The following is a 17,759-nucleotide window of genomic DNA, read 5'->3' as shown; positions in this document are numbered from 1 at the left end:
CATATCTATGATGTCATGTCCTATTTTACATTCTAGCAGATTTTTTTTGTCGCAGGTTCTTTTTATAATGTAAAAATATGTAAGTTTTCGATGTCTGTGCTATAAAATCAAAAAAACAAAAGGAGTAATTCCAATAAATTGTATATTTATAGGTGTTATCCAGAATGAACCCTTACGAAAATGCTTAATTTCAACATAAAACAGACTACCCCAAATAACACTCAGGATAGTCTGCCTTACTTGCACATTATTTTATTTTATTAAGAATTCGATACACAATAGTCGCGACTTCAGCTCTAGTTGCTTTTCCTTGAGGATTTACTTTATTATCGCTGCCTTGGATAATTCCTTCCTTCACAAGCGTTGCAACGCTTTCCAGAGCATAAGCTGAGATATCTTTAGCGTCTGTAAAGCCGCTCAAATCTGCTGCTGTGCCTGATGACGTTATTTTGCCTGCAAGCTTCAAAGCTCTAGCTGCCAGCACCATTAAATCTTGTCTGGAAATTTCCGCTTGCGGATTGAACTTGAAGCCGTCCACTCCATCTGTGATGCCAAGGGCTTTAGATATGCCTAACGCTTCATAGAAGTAATCACCCTTTGCTACATCATCGAAATTAGAAGTAAACTCTGCTTTTACACCCAAAGCTCTCACTAGCATGGTTAGGAAATCCGCTCTGGATATATTTTTATCCGGTTCAAAGGTTTGTTCCGAGGTTCCGTTGACAATTCCTTTTTCCTTCAAAGCTTTGATTGCCTCTTGAGCCCAAGAGTGACCGGCAATGTCGTTAAAGGACTGCTTGCTTCCTTCATTTTGACCGCTACCAGGATTGGAATCAGGTTTCTTTGTTTCATCTGGCTTAGGTGTTGTTGTGCCCGGCGCAGTTGGAGTGGTTGGTGTAGCTGGCGCTCCTGAACCACTGCTGCCTGAATGATTACTCCTAGTTCTGACTTGTACGCCAGCTTTCGCCTCGAAGCTTCCATCAACCGTTTTGACTGTGATGATGGCATCTCCGTTGGCTATAGTAGTTACTAGGCCATTTACATCGACAGTGGCGACAGCCGGATTGCTTGAACTCCACGATACCATCTTATTAGTTGCGTTATCCGGTGTTACCGTAGCTTTCAGTTGAACGGTTTCACCTCTCCATACATTGATGCTGCTTTGATCCAAAGTAACCTTTTCAACTGGCGTTGGTTTCACACTGACTTGTACGTTAACCTTCGCCTCGAAGTTTCCATCTACCGTCTTAGCTGTGATAATGGCATCTCCGTTGGCTATAGTAGTTATCAGACCATTTACGTCCACAGTGGCTACAGTTGGATTGCTTGAACTCCACGATACCATCTTATTAGTTGCGTTATCCGGTGTTACCGTAGCTTTCAATTGAGCTGTATCGCCTCTCCATACATTGATGCTGCTTTGATCCAAAGTAACCTTTTCAACCCGTATTGGTTGTACAGTTACATGGGCCACTGCTTTAATATTCGATTCCTTAACAGAACCTCGTACGTCAAAATCACCTGGAGCTGAATACTTCGACGGATCTATCTGCTCCCACGTAACATTAACCGGTTCTTCTTTGTTATCGCTATAGACAGCTGTCACGACCGTTGGAAGCACAGGAGCTTTTCCGACACTCGTTACTAGGCTTACATCCTTCAAGCTGGTTACTACTCTCGGCTTGTCGATTTCTACAACTGTGACATGTGCCGCTGCTTTAATGTTCGTACCCTGCACTTCGCCGGATACATCAAATTTCCCTGCTACAGCGTACTTGGATGGATCGATTGGCTGCCATTTTACACTTGTGGCCGCTTCCTTATTATCGCTGTATACGGCAGTAACGACTGAAGGCATTACAGGTGCTACTCCGGCATTCGTAATAATATTTTCGTCTTTAACATCTACGATCAAATAGGCGGAGTCATCTTCATAGAAAAATGCTCTTAGCAAAGGCTTGAATGCAGGAAGCTGCTCCTTGGTCAGTCCTACTGGAAGATTCGTTGTATCAATATCTCCATAAAACTTATCATCGATATATTCATTCAATTGGAAATTAGATCTTATAATATTCAAGTCCCAGTTAACCGGAAGATCCTTGTATGCCATTTTTTCATTCACAGCACCCTTGCCGTATGTCAAATATCCTTTTACGGTAGCAGGCAGCAAAATTTTTAGCGTTTTATCTGTTGCTGTGCTGATTGAAAATGATTTTGGAACCGCGATGTCGAACTCAGCTTTGCCAAAATCATAGACCGTTCTGCCCGACTCGGTATCCGAATCTCCTTGTTTAATCCAATCCTCCGTAATTCTGGAGTACATGATATTGTTGAATCCGCTAAGTGCTCCATCGTCTGCTGCAAAGTCACGGGTAAAGGTAATAAGAATATCCCCATTCATTGCCTCGGAAATGGCAGGATAGTGGTAATCTCCCGGATTAGCTCTTGAATCGATAGCGAGATGTTTTCTATACTTCCACGTTCTTCCTTCGTCATCCGACAGGGCGACAGCCAAGCTGTTCCTTTTCTTCTCCGCATCGACATGTACGAAAGCCCAATTACCGTTCTTAAGCTGCACCAAGTCATGGCCGACACCCGGATCCAATAATTCAGGGATATCTTTGCCGATGCTCCAAGTAAATCCTCCATCCTTCGATTCGGAAGCTACAACTCGGTTAGGAAGCGGCCCGTTGTCGCGCATATAAGCTACCAAGGTCCCGTCTTTCCGTTGCGCCATTGATGCTTGGATACTAGCTGCTCCCACAATAGGCTCGCTAAATTCCCATTGAATAGAATTATCCTTAAGCGGTTGAGTCGGGTCGTACTCCGTAATAGCCATCATGCTCTGTTCCATGGTGTCCGAATATAACGGAAGCAGCATCCGGACCTTGCCGCCAGCAAGCGGTATTGTAAAAGGCTTATCCTTGGTTTGCCAGCCAATACGACGTGCAAGGGGGTAGCCCGAGCGTGTGAAGATTTTATCGGCAACTGTCGGAGTATATGCGTCTCCGCCAGCTAGCTTCAGTCTTTCCTCAACAAAGCCGCCCCAGTCTTCTCCGTTAATCCTTACATTAACGCCTGCTCCGCCTTGATCTACAGGCTTAAAGCTGTATGCCTTAAATTCATCAAGCTTTTGTTTCAAAGTATTTACATATCCCTTTTGCAGTCTAGGACTGATGAAGTCATCTGGGCTGCTTGGGTTAACCGGGTCTCCGATATTCATCCCGATTTTTACGTTAATGACTTCTGACCATGTCCAATTCGGCTTGTTATTGCCAACAACAGCAAATTCATAACTCCCTTTTTCGGCATATGCGTATTTAGGCTGTGAGGTTTCCCATCTTCCTGCCAGAACAGGATACCAGAAAAACCAGAGCCTCTCTCCTGCATCCACATATACAGCGGGATTAATATCAGCAATGCCCTTGGAATCTGCCATGAGAAAAGGGGTTTTCCAAGTTTTCCCCCCATCCACAGATCTTGCTCCCATAATTCTTGTCGTCGTTGCGTCACGCTCGCCATTTCCTTGAAACCATACAGACAGCAGCTCACCGCTTGGCAATTCTGTTATGCTGGAGCCGTGAACATGGTCGCCGTTATCGCCATCGTCTTTAATAGGTTCAAATATGTTCATAGCCTTACTATCCACTTTAAGAACTCCTGTTATTGCTCCTGCATCTGCGGCATTTACGGGAAAACTTGTTCCGGTTAAACTCAAACAGATAACAAGAAGTAAGGCAAACGTTATCCTTTTATTCATTTTCATTTCCCCTTTAAAAGTAACTTCGTCGAACCGTTCCATGAAGATCTGTTAACTTAAGGAGCAGCTGTGACCGTAACTAGACATTTCAGCAAAGTTCCGTATTTCACACTTTTCACATAAATTAATGCCGTACCTGCTTTAAGCGTCGCTGTAATCTTACCTGTTTGGTCTACGGTTGCAATATCATCTGCATCTGAGCTCCAGACAAGATCTCCGTCTGTTTGGATCGTGTTATCTACGGTTAATGTAGTAGTTAATTGCTTGCTGCTGCCTGCTGTCATACTAAGAGATGGACCTACAGGGGTTCCGCTATCACTAGCCGTCATCGTGGCAGCAAACAATTTCTCCATTTCTTCGCTTGCAATTTTGGCAAAGCCCATCGTTTTGCCAGCTTTGGCATGGTGGGAATAAATCATCAGCAGATCGCCGTTTGAGCCTACGATAACCGAAGGATATTGGTACGTCTGGTCATCATTTTTAACTGGATCTTCATGAATCAGGATCGATTTCCATGTTTGACCTTGATCCTTGGAAAGTGATAAGCTAACGGAGTTTCTGTGACCGCTTTTCAGTGTGTCACGTTTCAACTCTTGATTATGCAGGGCAAGCCAGTCACCGTTAGGCAGCTTGGCAAACTCAAAGCCGCCGTCATTTTTCAAATAAGGATCGACCTTCGCGGTACTCCAAGTAGCGCCGCCGTCTTTGGATTCTGAGTAAGATACATGCCATGCTAGACGTCCGTTTCGGCCATCCAGCTTACCGCTCCGGAAATAAGCGCGGATCGTACCGTCCTTCAGTTGAATCATAGAGCCTTGAATCGTACCGGATCCAACAACAGGCTCGCTTATTTGCCAGGTTGCTCCTCTGTCATCGGTGTATACAAAGACGGAGTTTGCCAGGGAGTCAGAATACAGGGGCAGCAGCAAACGTTTCTTGCCATTGTATTCAAACTCTAACGGCTTATTCTTCGTTTGCCAGCCCATTCGGTTATACGCTGGATTCCACGTTTTCCAATCATTATCTGCACCTGAGGCACGCTCAATAGAGTTCTTGATAATGGGGGGCTCATAGGTAGAATAGCCGATTCCATTTGCGTTCATAACGTATTTCCCATTTTTAAGCAAATCAGCAATCTCTTGACTTCTACCTGCGTAAACATCATCATATGGCTTTTCGGTTATTAAATAATTCGTGTATTTTTCATATTCATTCTTCATCTCCACTACGAAGCTGTCCGTAACATAGCGTTTGTCGGACGGTTTATATCGTGAAGTAACCTCAACATATTTTGAAGGGTCCAGAGGCGACGCTGCTGTAACCTTGCTTGGCAAAACATGTCTGATTTCGGAGCCTTTAATACGGTAATTCCATTGTCCGTTCGCATACGAGCCCGCACCAGACATTGTATCGCCAACATTCATATAAACGACTTCCGGATAATGCCATTTGGGATTGCTGCCATTGGTGTTATCGTATTCATAGCTCCCAAGGTCAGCATACATATATCTGGGTTGTGATGAAACCCACTGCCCGTTTAGCACGATATAATAGAAAAGCCATAACCGATCTTGGCTGTCTACAAATAAGACTGGGTTGATATCAGGGAAATCATATGTATCGTAAACTAGGAAAGGATCTGTCCATGTTTTCCCGCCGTCCTTCGACCTTGCTCCCATAAGTCTAGTAGTGTCAGCATCTCTCTCGCCTTCACCTCTAAACCAAACTGCAAACAAGCTGCCATCCTTCAGCTCCACCATGGAAGGGCCATGGTTATGCTCATTGTGATAAGGGAAAATATCCCTTTTAAATATCCCCTCCATCGCTGCAGGATCTGCGGACACGATGGCTGTTTGAAACAAACTAAATGTCATCATCAGAAATAATAGAAGGCTGATACGTCTATTGATTTTCAAATTACTGCACTTCCTTTCAAATAATCTTAAAAGCTCTATTAAGGATGTAAGACTCCATCATCTTGTACTACCAGCTACCTCGTATTTAATTAAAACCTCCGCTTCCCTTCTGCTTATCGCCCCACCCCCTTTCAATTTTGGCTGCTGCATGAGTTCTTATAAGCAGTTGAATGATAGCGTTTACATCATTCGACTTTATAGCTCCGATAGTCTGTTGGGAGCAGTCACACTAACACAAACTATCGGAACTTTCTTTCATCAGATAAAACTAAATGCGGAACTGCGCCGACAATACTTTGGACAGCCGATGCAGCTGCTCCACTTCAAGCCGATTGGTTGCTGTAAAATCATGATGATTCTTGGATCGGCAATGATAATTAGTGAGCACACCCTCCAGCATTAAATAGTATTTGGAATTTACCGGATATAGTTGTTTTTCAATAAAGGACGTTAGGCTTAGGAAGTCGGCTAAATGGGCCGATTGCTCCGGTTTACCCACCCAATTGCGCTCTAACCAAACGTAAAGATCTGGATGAAAATTAGCCATGATGCCACTGTATCCAGTTATACCAAGCTTCAACGTTTCCAATAAGGTTGCTGTATTAGCATTATATATTTGCAAACCTCCACCCTGTACGGCATCCAATTTCCCCTTCATATTGTCCACATCACAGCTGGTGTCCTTTAGAAATAGGAATCTTCCTGTACCCGCACACCATTTCAATAGCTCCGGTGAGATAAGACGCTTGTAAGGATGAGGGCATTCGTAGAAGCCAAGAGCAATATCCTCTGGAATCTGCTTCAACAGACTCTCTAAATTTCTTTTCCAAACCTCATCGGATTCACCCTCCAGGGCAAGTCGGTTTGTGATTAACACTAATGCATCGATTCCTGTAGCGGCCATTGCATTCAATTCGGTGACTTGATCTGCAAAATCATCTGCGATGTGACCTGAAGCAATTACAGGAACACGTCCTGCCGCCTTCTCCTTAACAAATGCCGCAAGCTTCACTCTTTCCTCTAATGTCAAAAAAAACATCTCACTGGATTGGCATACTGCAAAGAGTCCATCCACTTGGTTATGAATATACCATTCAACGAGACGTTCGGTAGCGTCATAATCGATCTCATTAGAATCTGTAAAAGGAGTGACCATCGTTGGCCATATTCCCTTTGAAATATTTGGTTTCATTTGTTTCCCTCCACTCCCCTTAATTTGGCTGTTCATTTCTCTATGCTTCAAAACCAAGGGAGCATTGCATCCATACGATATTCTCCCTTTTCCAAGTATAGGTGACATAAATATCATTTCCATCCGAGAGAATCGCAGGATAAGAATACTCCCCCTCACCATCCTCCAGCACAAGCTCATTTTCCCATGAAGCACCGTTATCAGTGGAAGATGCTAGAACAAGTGGCGTTCTAGCTCCCCAATTGGTTTCTACCGGATTATAAGCAAGAACCAAAGTTCCGTTATCCATCTTCACAAGATCAATGCCCGAATTATTGTTAGGAAGCCGTGTTGGGTACGCGTCACTCCAGGTTCTCCCATAATCCGAAGAATCGCTGCGATATATACGGCCTTCGGAGCTTCTCAGCAGCATATGAACCTGACCTGGTTCAGACTCCCATAAGGTTGGCTGAATTACGCCTCTTCCATAAAACGATTGAGGGGACACGGGAATAGTACTGCCTGCAACCTCATCAATGCTGCTAGCTTCATCGAAGCTGCCAATACCAATAGCATCACTTCTAATCCAGCTGCCCCCTTGATCTGAGGAACTATCTACGAAAGCCTTCCAAATACCATTCTCCGTAGAAGCGGGGGCCAACCAAGAACCGTTAGTAAGCACGATTAACTTGTTGCGGACAGCTCCTCTCCCCCCACGATCTCCTTCGACTAACTCTATCGGCTCGCTCCAAGTGAAGCCATTGTCCCGTGAAGACTTATATAGAGTAGACCACTCCTTAATCAGACGTCCCACTTTATAATAAAGCAGGATTTCTCCATCCTGTTTCACAAACAGAACGGGATTCCAATGCGGCAGCCCTTCCTCATCAGCCAATCGATACGGCAAAGACCAGCTTCCGTTATGCTTCCTCGCGCACCATATGGCAACATCATCGGCGCCTTCTTTACTCCCTGCGAACCAAACCGCAAGGATGTCTCCCCCAGGAAGCAGCGCCAAATGGGAAGCATGACAGCTTTCAAACGATGTTTTTGCTTCAAAAATATACGCTTTAGCTACTTTATGAATCATGGAGCAAGCCTCCCCAACTGTTTATCTAGCCTTTAATCCCCGTATTCGCTATCCCTTCAACGAAATAACGCTGCAATGCAAGAAATACGATAATGGACGGAATGATAGCCATGCAAGCACCCGCCAGAGAGGTTCCGTATTGAAACTGAGCTGTAGAATTAGCACCTCCCATAAACTGAGCAATCCCTACAGTCAAAGGCTTCAAAGCATTTTCTCTGATCGCGATTAGCGGCCACAGGAAATTGTTCCAATTCGTAATAAACATAAGAATCGTAACCGTAGAAAGCGCCGGCTTAGAGAGCGGAAGCATGATTTTGGAAAAAATACCGAAATCTTGACATCCGTCAATACGTGCAGCTTCCTCTAGCTCTCTCGGTATGCTTCTGAAAAAGCTGGTTAGAATAAACACGCTTGTCACATTCGCACCAGCCACCAATACAATAGCCGAGTAGGAATTCAATATACCGAGACTCGATACGAGCAAGAACAGCGGAACAATGTAAGCTTGAATAGGAATCAAAAGCATAGAAAGCACAAGAGTGAATATTAATTTCTTGCCTCTAAACTCAAGTCGACCAAAAGCATAAGCGGCCAACGTCGTTAGAACGAGAACAAACACGGTGGAAGCTACGGTCATATAAATGCTGTTGAGCATCCAGCTTAGGTAGGGGTGCTTCTGTAATACCTGTACGTAATTCTCAAGTGTAAATTGATCCGGAATCCATTGCGGAGGATAACTCACAATCTTGGCTTCCGGTTTAAGTGATGAAATTACGGACCAAAGTAACGGTAAAAGGAATACAGCGGTTGTAAACGCCATGACCAGATATACGAGAATTTTTTTTATATGCATATTTAGATTCACTCCTAGTCATCCAGCTTCAGCAATCTGGACTGGATTTGTACAAGTACGACCAGTATGACCAGAATAGCGATGCCCAATGTTGAGCCATAGCCAAGGTTATAATTCTGAAAGGCCGTTCCGTATAAGTACTGAACAAGCGTTAAAGTCGCCGTTCCTGGCCCACCGTTGGTCATGACAAAAATCTGGTCGAAAACTTGAATCGTGTTAATTAACGTCAAAGTAATAATCATCGATGTGATTGGCTTTAAGAGAGGTAACGTAATTCTCGTGAAAGACTGCATCTTGTTAGCGCCATCAATTTTTGCAGCCTCATAGAGTTCTGTAGAAATGTCCTGCAGCCCTGCCAGATATAGAATCATGTTGTATCCCATGTATGACCATATAGTTACTATGGCCACCGAGAAAAGGGCGTATTTGTCACTCGTCAACCACTCCACGGGGCTTAACCCAATTGCTTTTAAATAATAATTAAGAATGCCGAAATTGTTATCGTACATCCAATTCCATATGATCCCTACAACCGCAGGTATAAGAACATAAGGGATGATTGCAATTGTCCTGACCGAATTACGAAAGCGCAGTTTTTGATTTAACAGCACGGCTAACAGCAAGCTGAGTACGATTAGCGCTGGTAAAGTCATTAATAAGAAGGTTAATGTGTTTTTCAAAGAAATATAAAAGTTGGGATCGCGAAATAGCTTCTCGAAATTATTTAAACCCGCAAACGTCGCGTTACCAACAATATTCCATTTGGTAAAACCGACGAACAACCCTGCCACACTCGGTCCAAAACGAAAGACAACGAATATCAACAAGTAAGGCAATAAAAACAATGCCGCGACCTTTCCTTGTCTTCTCATAGAGTCTACAACCCTTTCGCTAGAATACTTAGATGGTAGACACAGCCAGCGCAGCCGACCCTGTCTATTAGTACTGACTACTGATAGTGGGGCTCCACCAAAAGCAATCCGGTTTACATCATTTTTGGCGGAGTACACTTCATCTCTTACTTATCAGCTAATATACTTTCCATGTCTTTCTTCAGCTGCTTAGCAATTTCCAACGTATTCTTGTTATTTAGAATCGCATCTTGAGCAGCAGTTAGAATCGGGCTCGGAGCTGTGCTCGAGAATAATTGTGCGGATTTAGGATGTGCAGGCAATAGAAACGCACTGTTTAAGCTTCCGACAAAAGCATCTCTTCCTACCATTTTCTTAGCTACTTCCATACCCGCATTGCTTGAAGGCAGTTGGCCTGACTTAGCCCAATCACCGGAGTTTTTATCCAGCCATTTAACAAATTCGGCAGCTGCCGCTTTCTTGTTCGGATCTCCTTTTTCATTTAACGGGAACGTCAATATTTCTGCTGCGCCCCATGCTGCTTGTTTCTCAAATACTTTTGGATATGCGGAGGTTCCCCATTTAAGGTTTGGAGTAGCCTCCAGCTTCGGCATATTCCATGGACCATCAAAAGTCATTGCGATCTTACCGGCAACAAAATCATCCATATTCGATTTCTCGCCTTTAGGAACAACCTTGTACTTAAAGACCAGGTCCTGCAAGAAACCAAAAGCTTTGGCCGCTTTATCCACGTCTATGTCAACTTTGGTCATCGTTTCATTAAACGGATTGGCATTTTGTTGATTCATTAAGGCAAAAAATTGATAGAACACATGATGATTCATGGCGAAGCCAAGTCCGTATTGCTCAACGTTTTTGTCATCGAATCCGCTTTCATTAGGATGTTTGCCATTTTTGTCTACAGTCAGCTTTTGTGCCATCGCAATAAGCTCTTCCCCTGTTGTTGGTGGAGCGGTCAATCCAGCTTTCTCAAATAATCCTTTGTTATAGTAAAGCCCATGCATATGTACATCCAAAGGTACGGCATACTGTTTGCCTTTGTAGAATGTTCCTCCCCATGCATATTCCGAATAATCAGCTTTATTCATTTTTACAGCTTCTGCCGTTTTGGGATCTAACACACCCATTTCTGTAAATTGACCAAGCTCAAACGGATGCATGGCTAGAACATCTGGCGGATGTCCGCTTTTCATTTCGGTAAGAAACTTTGCGAATAGAGGAGTCCATTGCAATGATGTGAATTCGACCTGGATTTTACTTTGCTCTTTATTATATTTATCTACCAAGCCTTTCATTGTCTCTAAATCTGGACCCGTCCACCCCCCCCAGTAATCGATTTTGATCGGTCCACTTGGCGCAGGCGCTGGCGCTGGTGCTGCAGTCGTGTTGGTAGCTGTCGGTTGTGCCGTGCTTGGTTTATTCCCACTGCTTTGGCACCCTGAGAAAGCTACCATTAGTGCTGCGGATACGAGTAGTGTTGGCACCTTTTTTAACGTCATACTTTTTTTCCTCCTAAAAATAATTTATATATTTCTTAAAGAGCTTCAATAAAAGACGCGATGCCGTCATAGATCAAAGCTTCTAATAAGCAGAATGAATGGACTTTCGATGTACAGAGTTGATGTAAGCGCTGTCTTCGTGGCTATAAACTAGTGAACGCTTGTTTACTTATAACCTCCACATGATTGCCTTAATTCCAGATGCGTTTCAAACAGATGTGAAACGGTTGCATTGGACTTATGCTGCATTAAATTGGTTAGCTGCATGACACATTCGGCAGCCATTTTCTCTACTGGGAGATGAACCGTTGTTAACGGTGGAATGGTAAACCGCGTTACTTCATCATCGTCATGGCCAACGATTTCGATATCCATCGGTACCCTGATCCCCACTTCATTCAGTGCCATCAGAGCACCGACTGACATCTGATCGCTGATTACGAATATGGCTGATGGCAATTCACCGACTTGTTCCATCAAAATCCTGATCGCTTCATATCCGCCTTCTTCAGAGAAGTCTGAATAGACTAGATGCTGCTCAGCTATTGCCAATGCCAATTCACGGGATTTGGCTATAAAACCTTCCTTACGAAGTCGGATCGCTTTGGAGGATACATTCGGAACAATCACTCCAACCCGGCTGTGCCCACGGCTTGCAAATAACATTGCCACGTTCTCGCCTGACTTAAAGCTATCGACATTCACATATGAATATTTGGTTGAGCTCCGTTGGTACAATACGATGGGAACTAGCAGGTTAGCCTGCTCCAAAAATTCCTCATCCTGCTCCGTCGGGTTAGCGATAATGGCCCCATTAAATCGTGTCCCTGTCAGTAAGCTCCGTACATCGCATAGTCTCGTTCCAACATATGGCTGAATCATAAGCTCGTATTCCTCTTCCAGGCATGTGAAGGAGTCCTGAATTCCTTTCAAAACTCGACTGATTAAAGCTGTACGAGTATCCAGTGCCCAGAACAAGGCAATGATCGGCAACACCGTCTCTCCACCACTGCGTAAACGTCTGGCAGAAATATTAGGCTGGTAGTTTAATTGCCTGGCAACCTCGATTACCTTTTGCTGCGTAGCTGCGGAAATCCGATATTGATCTCCTTTGCCATTAAGCACCATGGAAGCCGTGCCTTGAGATACGTTCGCCAGCTGGGCAATCTCCTTGACGCTTGCCATAATTCACACACCACTTTCTAGCTGAATCGTTATGCTAATACGTTTTGCTAAAACGTTATGCTAATACGTTATTATCATATTTTACAAAACTTACCTTGTCAACTTTTTTTTATTTTAGAAGTTCATTTATTTTGAGAATGCACAAAAGGCCCTCTGTCGAATTATCAACAGAGAGCCTTTGCCTTATATAAACCTATCATTCCGCACAAGTCTATTTATAGCTTCCACAGGACTTGCGAGTGACTATATGCGTGTCAAATACTTTAGTTATCGGTGTGGTGATTCTATGATGCATGAGCCCAACCAGCATGTTCACGCATTCGCTTGCCATTTCCTCAACCGGCAAATGCACCGTCGATAAGGTTGGGATCGTAAACCGGGCCACATCATCGTCGTCATGCCCTACGATTTCGATGTCATCAGGTACTATTTTGCCTGCTTCATTCAACCCCATCAAGGCTCCGACAGCCATCCGATCACTGAGGATAAACAATGATGTTGGCAGATTTGAACTATTTTCAAGCAAGCTTCGAATAGCCTCATACCCGCCATCCTCTGAAAAATTAGAGTGTGCAATATGAGACGGCGACACCTCTATACCGAGCCTTGCTGCTTCTTCCAAGAAGCCTTCCTTACGACGGAGTACGGCTTGCGATGACACATCCGGTACGATAATACCTGCTTGGCGATGTCCCCGGCTTGCCAATAATTTCGCAACCTCCTCCCCCGTCTTATACCCGTCGACATTCACAGTGCAATATTTAGATGAGCTTCTTTGATACATCACGATAGGCACATTCAAGCTCGCCTGATGCAGAAACTGCTCATCCTCCTCTGTCGAATTGGCAATGATCGCCCCGTTGAAGCGTGTCCCCGTGATCAAGCCCTGAACCTCACTCAATTTGGAGCCGACATATGGCTGAATAAGCAGCTCGTATTCTCCCTCAATCGTTGCAAGTGTAAGCTGTACTCCTTTTAAAAACCGGCTGATCAAAGCCGTCCGTGTATCCAACGCCCAAAATAGAGCAATGATCGGCAGTACCGTTTCTCCGCCACTGCGCAGACGTCTTGCCGAAATATTCGGTTGGTAGTTCAACTCTCTGGCAGCCTCAAATATTTTTTGTTGCGTATTCGTAGAAATCCTATATTGCTCCCCCTTCCCGTTAAGAACGATAGAGGCTGTACCTTGCGATACATTCGCTAATCGTGCGATTTCTTTAATACTCGACATTCAGGTAACACCTCAATCCATATAGTAATAGTAAGGTTTTTCGAACTCTTACTTACTATCATAATCCATTTTTTGATAGAATCAAACTTTGTGAATATTACAACAAAAAAAACATCCTGGAACGCTCCACTTTAATACAAAGTGAGCGAAAGTCAAGGATGTTTTCACTAAATTTCTCACACCGCATTATGTGACACTAAGCCGTAGACGCTTCGTCTCCGGTTGACTCGCCATGCAGCTCTTGAAAAAGCTGTACCAGCTTGGCATGCTTGCGCAGCGATTTCTCATGAATAAGGTTTAACTTGCCGTTATCCAATGTTCCGAAGCGCTCGATCAAGTTCTCATTTTCCTGAGTCCAATCAAAGCCCTCAAAAACACTAAGACATGAGGTCCAGTTTTTCGTATATTTACCATCCTTAAACAAGTGACCATTCGCATACAAAGCGATGCTTTCCTGCATGGCCCGACTGGCAGAGCTGTACTGAGGAAGCCCCGGCTGCTCTGGCATCAAAGGTAGCAAGGTACTGTAAAACTGATGCAGAATCTCAATGTAAGTAGACGGGTCCTGACGAATCTTGCGAGCCAGCTCGTAGGATGGCTGCATTTTACCAGTAAACAGCATGGTCGACGTTGAATATAACCAACTGAAGGAGGTAAAGTTTTTGTTATACGAGGTCAGGTTGGCACGACGTTCCACTCCAGCGCCTTTAAGAAAGACGTTGTGGTCAACCACCTGCTGAATAACAAGGTTCAACGGATCGATACTATCGAAAGAGTGGCCCAGCTCCTTACTAACCAGCTGTACCTTCGAGTTAATGTCGCCAAACAACTGCTTCTCTTCTTCTTCGCTTAGACCAATATAAATTTGAACAGCCAGCTCGCTCTCCATCAATTCAAGGCGACGGCGTTCGATTTGTTCTACAAGCCCCTGCATTTGTTCAAGCTCCAGCTTCAGCTCTTCATTTTCTGGAGATCTGCGCTGCTTGATTGTCAATGCGGATACTTTTTTCTCATGACTGCGTACTTCTTTCAGCATTTGCTCATTTACATAGCCTAATGCTAGAATCCGATGCTGTCCATCTAAAATGCTGAGCTTGGAGCCAGGGCGTAAAAACAATCCTTTTTCCATTTTTGCCAATGAGCTTACTTCACGTAATGACAATGTTACAGGTCCGAAAAATACGCGGTCCAGCTCACGCTCTTGCAAATAGTTAGAAATTTTACGGCGCTGTCCTCCGCTTAGCTTACGCTGAACCATCGGATCGATTGAAGTGTAATTCAGTAAATCCTGTACTTGTATTGCCACCGTTGCTAACCCGAATTTTTCACAAAACGGGTGAATCGTCATATTTAAGCAAAGTCCATCCATTAGCCGGCGTCCTCCTTATCACGAATCAGAAACAGATGATGCTCCTGATAAAAGTCTTTGATATACTGGTATGCTTTTACAATGCGTGAGCGTCTTGGCAATCTATCCTTTTCATCTCCCGAATAAATCCCGTTCCAATCGATGTGAGGCAAAATTTTCATTGCATATTCAAGCGCATAGCGATTGAACGTACCGGTTTTGACTACTTCATCATGGAAGAACATAGCTAGCGCGATCTGGATATTTTCCGTCCAGCACTGCTCGCCTTTGACAGGGTCAGGTAAATATCTTAGTAAGGTGTCAAAGTAAAAGGAAGCTAGTTTTTGATGCTCCTCCACTTCTTTATCCTCAAAATAGTAGCCATTGTTGCGGGCAGCTGATTTCAACCGGCCCTCAAATAAACCAGCCAAAATTTCCACAAGCAGATGGTAGGAAAATAAAAACTCAGGTCCTTTACCACGTTCAGTGAACATATCAACGGATATTTGCTTCATCGCAGGATCCTGTTCAGCTAATTGGGTCGCCAGCACATGATAAAATCTTCTTTGCTCTCTTAGAACGGCAAGATTACCGCCTATTTTACGCGGAAGCTTGTTAATATCCGAGAACAGCTGACGCTCCTGTCGGGAGTTGATGTCCAAATAGATCATCGTAGATACTGGGAACGTGTAAAGCTTGCTCAGCTTGGCTGTAATCTCTTCCATCCGTTCGTATTCCCTACGGTCCTTGGCCCGAGCCATGTTGCTTTGCAATGTTTCCATCAATCTGCGGAATGCAGCCAATCGGTGCTGTCCGTCGACCACATACAGCTTTTCAATAGCTTGTAAGCGGTACACTTTTTGCTCGTCATCATATTCACCAGCACCTCTAGCCGATAAAATTAAACCTGGAAAATAGATGCCCTGATTGTGATCCAGAAAAAGCATGATGTAATCCATGAGCTTGGAAAGATTCTGTGGAACGATGGAACGTTGGACTTCTAAATCAACTTCATAAATGGAAAATAATTTACTCATGGGCAGCGTTGTGGAGAGGGTTGCTTGCCCAAATGTTCTTGATGCTACACCGGGAATCTCAATGAACGAAGATGCTTTTTGCTCCGCCAGCAGTTCTGACAGAGAAGATATTGGATCCATTACTTATGTCCTCCTTAAATTATACATTCACTCTCTAGAGATAGTACTATAAATAGGTTCATATAGTTCCATTATACACCGAATATCCACGAAACATTCAAATTATAGGATAATATTGCAAGTGACAAATCAAATAATTCTCCAAGTTTGTCCATTTTCCTTTTTCATTTTACATAAAATTAAATATTTTCCATTTATGTAACGAGAAATAGCCCCGCGCCCCCTTATAGGTCATCAGGACTATTAGATTACATACGGATAATTACAGTGCAAATACCACTATTTATACAAATTCAGTACGGTTAGTTTTCCAAATTTTCCGCGAGAAAATCTACAAGGTGCATAGCCTTAATCCGATCCGATTGCCCTGACCGGTAGACTCCCCACTGCATTTGAAGCAGACAGCCCGGATTGGCTGTTATAATAACCTGCGCATTGGTTTCTTCCACAAGCTCCATTTTGTGGTCGAGTACTTGAGTAGACATTTGCGGCTGAGTCAAATTGTAAATTCCAGCCGAGCCGCAGCAGCGTTCGGCTCCCTGCAGCTCGTTAAGGCGGACGCCTGGCACCGACTTCAAGAGAGTACGAGGCGCGCTCTGAACGCGCATCACATTGCGCAGGTGGCACGAATCCTGATACGTGACAGTGGTTGCAGGCTGCTCCCGCTTGATGGGCAGCGGTCGTCCCTGCTCCGTGAGCAGCTCGGAGATGTCTTTGACGCTGCGGGCGAAGCTGTCCGCAGCTTCTGAGCATGACGCATCTGCGTGCAGCAGATGGTCATATTCCTTCAGGCTCGCGCCGCAGCCGCCGGCGTTGCTCGCAATGCTATCGACGCCGGCATCGGCGAAGGCGTCGATGTTCACGCGGGCGAGACGGCGTGCCGCATCCGTTTCGCCCGCGTGGGCGTGCAGCGCTCCGCAGCAGGTCTGCGAGGTCGGGATAACGACCTCGAAACCGGCCCTGCGGAGCAGCTTGATCGTGTTCACGTTGGTGGACGTGAACAGCACATCCATGATGCATCCGCGGAACAGGCCGACGCGTGCCACCTTGTCGCCGACAGGCGGAATCACGAGCACGCGCTGTCCGCTTCGCGTTGTTTCCCAAGTCGCTGGGAGGCCTAGCTTCTCCCAAGCGCGGACAACGCCGTCAGAGGAAGCCTGAGGCAGAATCGCTTCCATCTGACGCATATGCTCGGGAAACATGCGCATCACGCCGCTTTTATGCGTCAGCTGCTGCATACCCGAGCGCTGGTACAGCTTCAGTAAGCCGCCAACCAATCGCATGCGACCATGATGCGGAAACAGTCGCTCCATGAATAAGGAGCGAATCGCCTTTACATGCCAAGGAAATTCGGTTTCCGAGGCAATGGATTCTCTCGCCTGCTCAATAAGCTGACCATATTTCACATCCGATGGGCAGGCAGGCTCACAGGCACGACAGCCCAGACATAAATCCATCTGCTCCTTAAATTGCTGATCTGGCGCCATAATACCGTCGGAAACAGCTTTCATCAGTGCAATACGTCCTCGCGGAGAGGCAGCCTCAAGTCCAGTCTCATTGAACGTAGGACAGGCCGTTTGACAGAAGCCGCAGCGCATACAGTTAGTTAGTTGGTCAGAATCAAGCGTAAGCTTTAACTTCTCTGCCAGCCTTGATTGTTCAATTGCCATCACTGCT

At 44.8% G+C, this 17,759-nt stretch carries 12 protein-coding genes; all 12 read right to left on the bottom strand.

Annotation, left to right across the window (positions count from 1 at the left end):
- Positions 1 to 247: 247 nt before the first annotated feature.
- Positions 248 to 3,760, bottom strand: a complete 3,513-nt coding sequence (locus GC093_RS22685; RefSeq protein WP_171654190.1) for an S-layer homology domain-containing protein — start codon at positions 3,758 to 3,760, stop codon at positions 248 to 250.
- Positions 3,761 to 3,816: 56 nt separating this feature from the next.
- Positions 3,817 to 5,676, bottom strand: coding sequence for an exo-alpha-sialidase (locus GC093_RS22680; RefSeq protein ID WP_171654189.1), 1,860 nt, complete (start codon positions 5,674 to 5,676; stop codon positions 3,817 to 3,819).
- A 268-nt stretch (positions 5,677 to 5,944) separates the two neighbouring features.
- On the bottom strand, positions 5,945 to 6,868 hold the full coding sequence (locus tag GC093_RS22675; protein WP_171654188.1) for a dihydrodipicolinate synthase family protein: 924 nt from the start codon (positions 6,866 to 6,868) through the stop codon (positions 5,945 to 5,947).
- Between the two features lie 40 nt (positions 6,869 to 6,908).
- Complete coding sequence (locus tag GC093_RS22670; RefSeq protein WP_171654187.1) at positions 6,909 to 7,937, bottom strand: sialidase family protein; 1,029 nt, start codon at positions 7,935 to 7,937, stop codon at positions 6,909 to 6,911.
- Positions 7,938 to 7,962: 25 nt separating this feature from the next.
- Entirely contained in the window at positions 7,963 to 8,790 is an 828-nt protein-coding gene (locus GC093_RS22665) for a carbohydrate ABC transporter permease (protein WP_171654186.1), read from the bottom strand.
- A 14-nt stretch (positions 8,791 to 8,804) separates the two neighbouring features.
- Positions 8,805 to 9,662: a carbohydrate ABC transporter permease gene (locus GC093_RS22660; protein ID WP_171654185.1), complete on the bottom strand. Its 858-nt coding sequence runs from the start codon at positions 9,660 to 9,662 to the stop codon at positions 8,805 to 8,807.
- Between the two features lie 146 nt (positions 9,663 to 9,808).
- The gene (locus GC093_RS22655; RefSeq protein WP_246315081.1) at positions 9,809 to 11,161 is read right to left on the bottom strand and encodes an ABC transporter substrate-binding protein; all 1,353 of its coding nucleotides are present in this window, start codon (positions 11,159 to 11,161) and stop codon (positions 9,809 to 9,811) included.
- A gap of 165 nt (positions 11,162 to 11,326) precedes the next feature.
- Entirely contained in the window at positions 11,327 to 12,346 is a 1,020-nt protein-coding gene (locus GC093_RS22650; protein ID WP_171654184.1) for a LacI family DNA-binding transcriptional regulator, read from the bottom strand.
- Between the two features lie 211 nt (positions 12,347 to 12,557).
- Positions 12,558 to 13,577, bottom strand: a complete 1,020-nt coding sequence (locus tag GC093_RS22645) for a LacI family DNA-binding transcriptional regulator (protein ID WP_171654183.1) — start codon at positions 13,575 to 13,577, stop codon at positions 12,558 to 12,560.
- A 196-nt stretch (positions 13,578 to 13,773) separates the two neighbouring features.
- Entirely contained in the window at positions 13,774 to 14,946 is a 1,173-nt protein-coding gene (locus GC093_RS22640; RefSeq protein ID WP_171654182.1) for a DNA sulfur modification protein DndB, read from the bottom strand.
- On the bottom strand, positions 14,946 to 16,082 hold the full coding sequence (locus tag GC093_RS22635) for a DNA sulfur modification protein DndB (RefSeq protein ID WP_171654181.1): 1,137 nt from the start codon (positions 16,080 to 16,082) through the stop codon (positions 14,946 to 14,948). The genes GC093_RS22640 and GC093_RS22635 overlap by 1 nt, the downstream gene beginning before the upstream one ends.
- A gap of 302 nt (positions 16,083 to 16,384) precedes the next feature.
- Complete coding sequence (locus GC093_RS22630) at positions 16,385 to 17,752, bottom strand: (Fe-S)-binding protein (RefSeq protein ID WP_171654180.1); 1,368 nt, start codon at positions 17,750 to 17,752, stop codon at positions 16,385 to 16,387.
- Positions 17,753 to 17,759 lie beyond the last annotated feature (7 nt).

The sequence above is a fragment of the Paenibacillus foliorum genome (assembly GCF_013141765.1).
Classification (GTDB): domain Bacteria; phylum Bacillota; class Bacilli; order Paenibacillales; family NBRC-103111; genus Paenibacillus_S; species Paenibacillus_S foliorum.
This window is presented reverse-complemented; position numbering and strand designations above follow the sequence as displayed.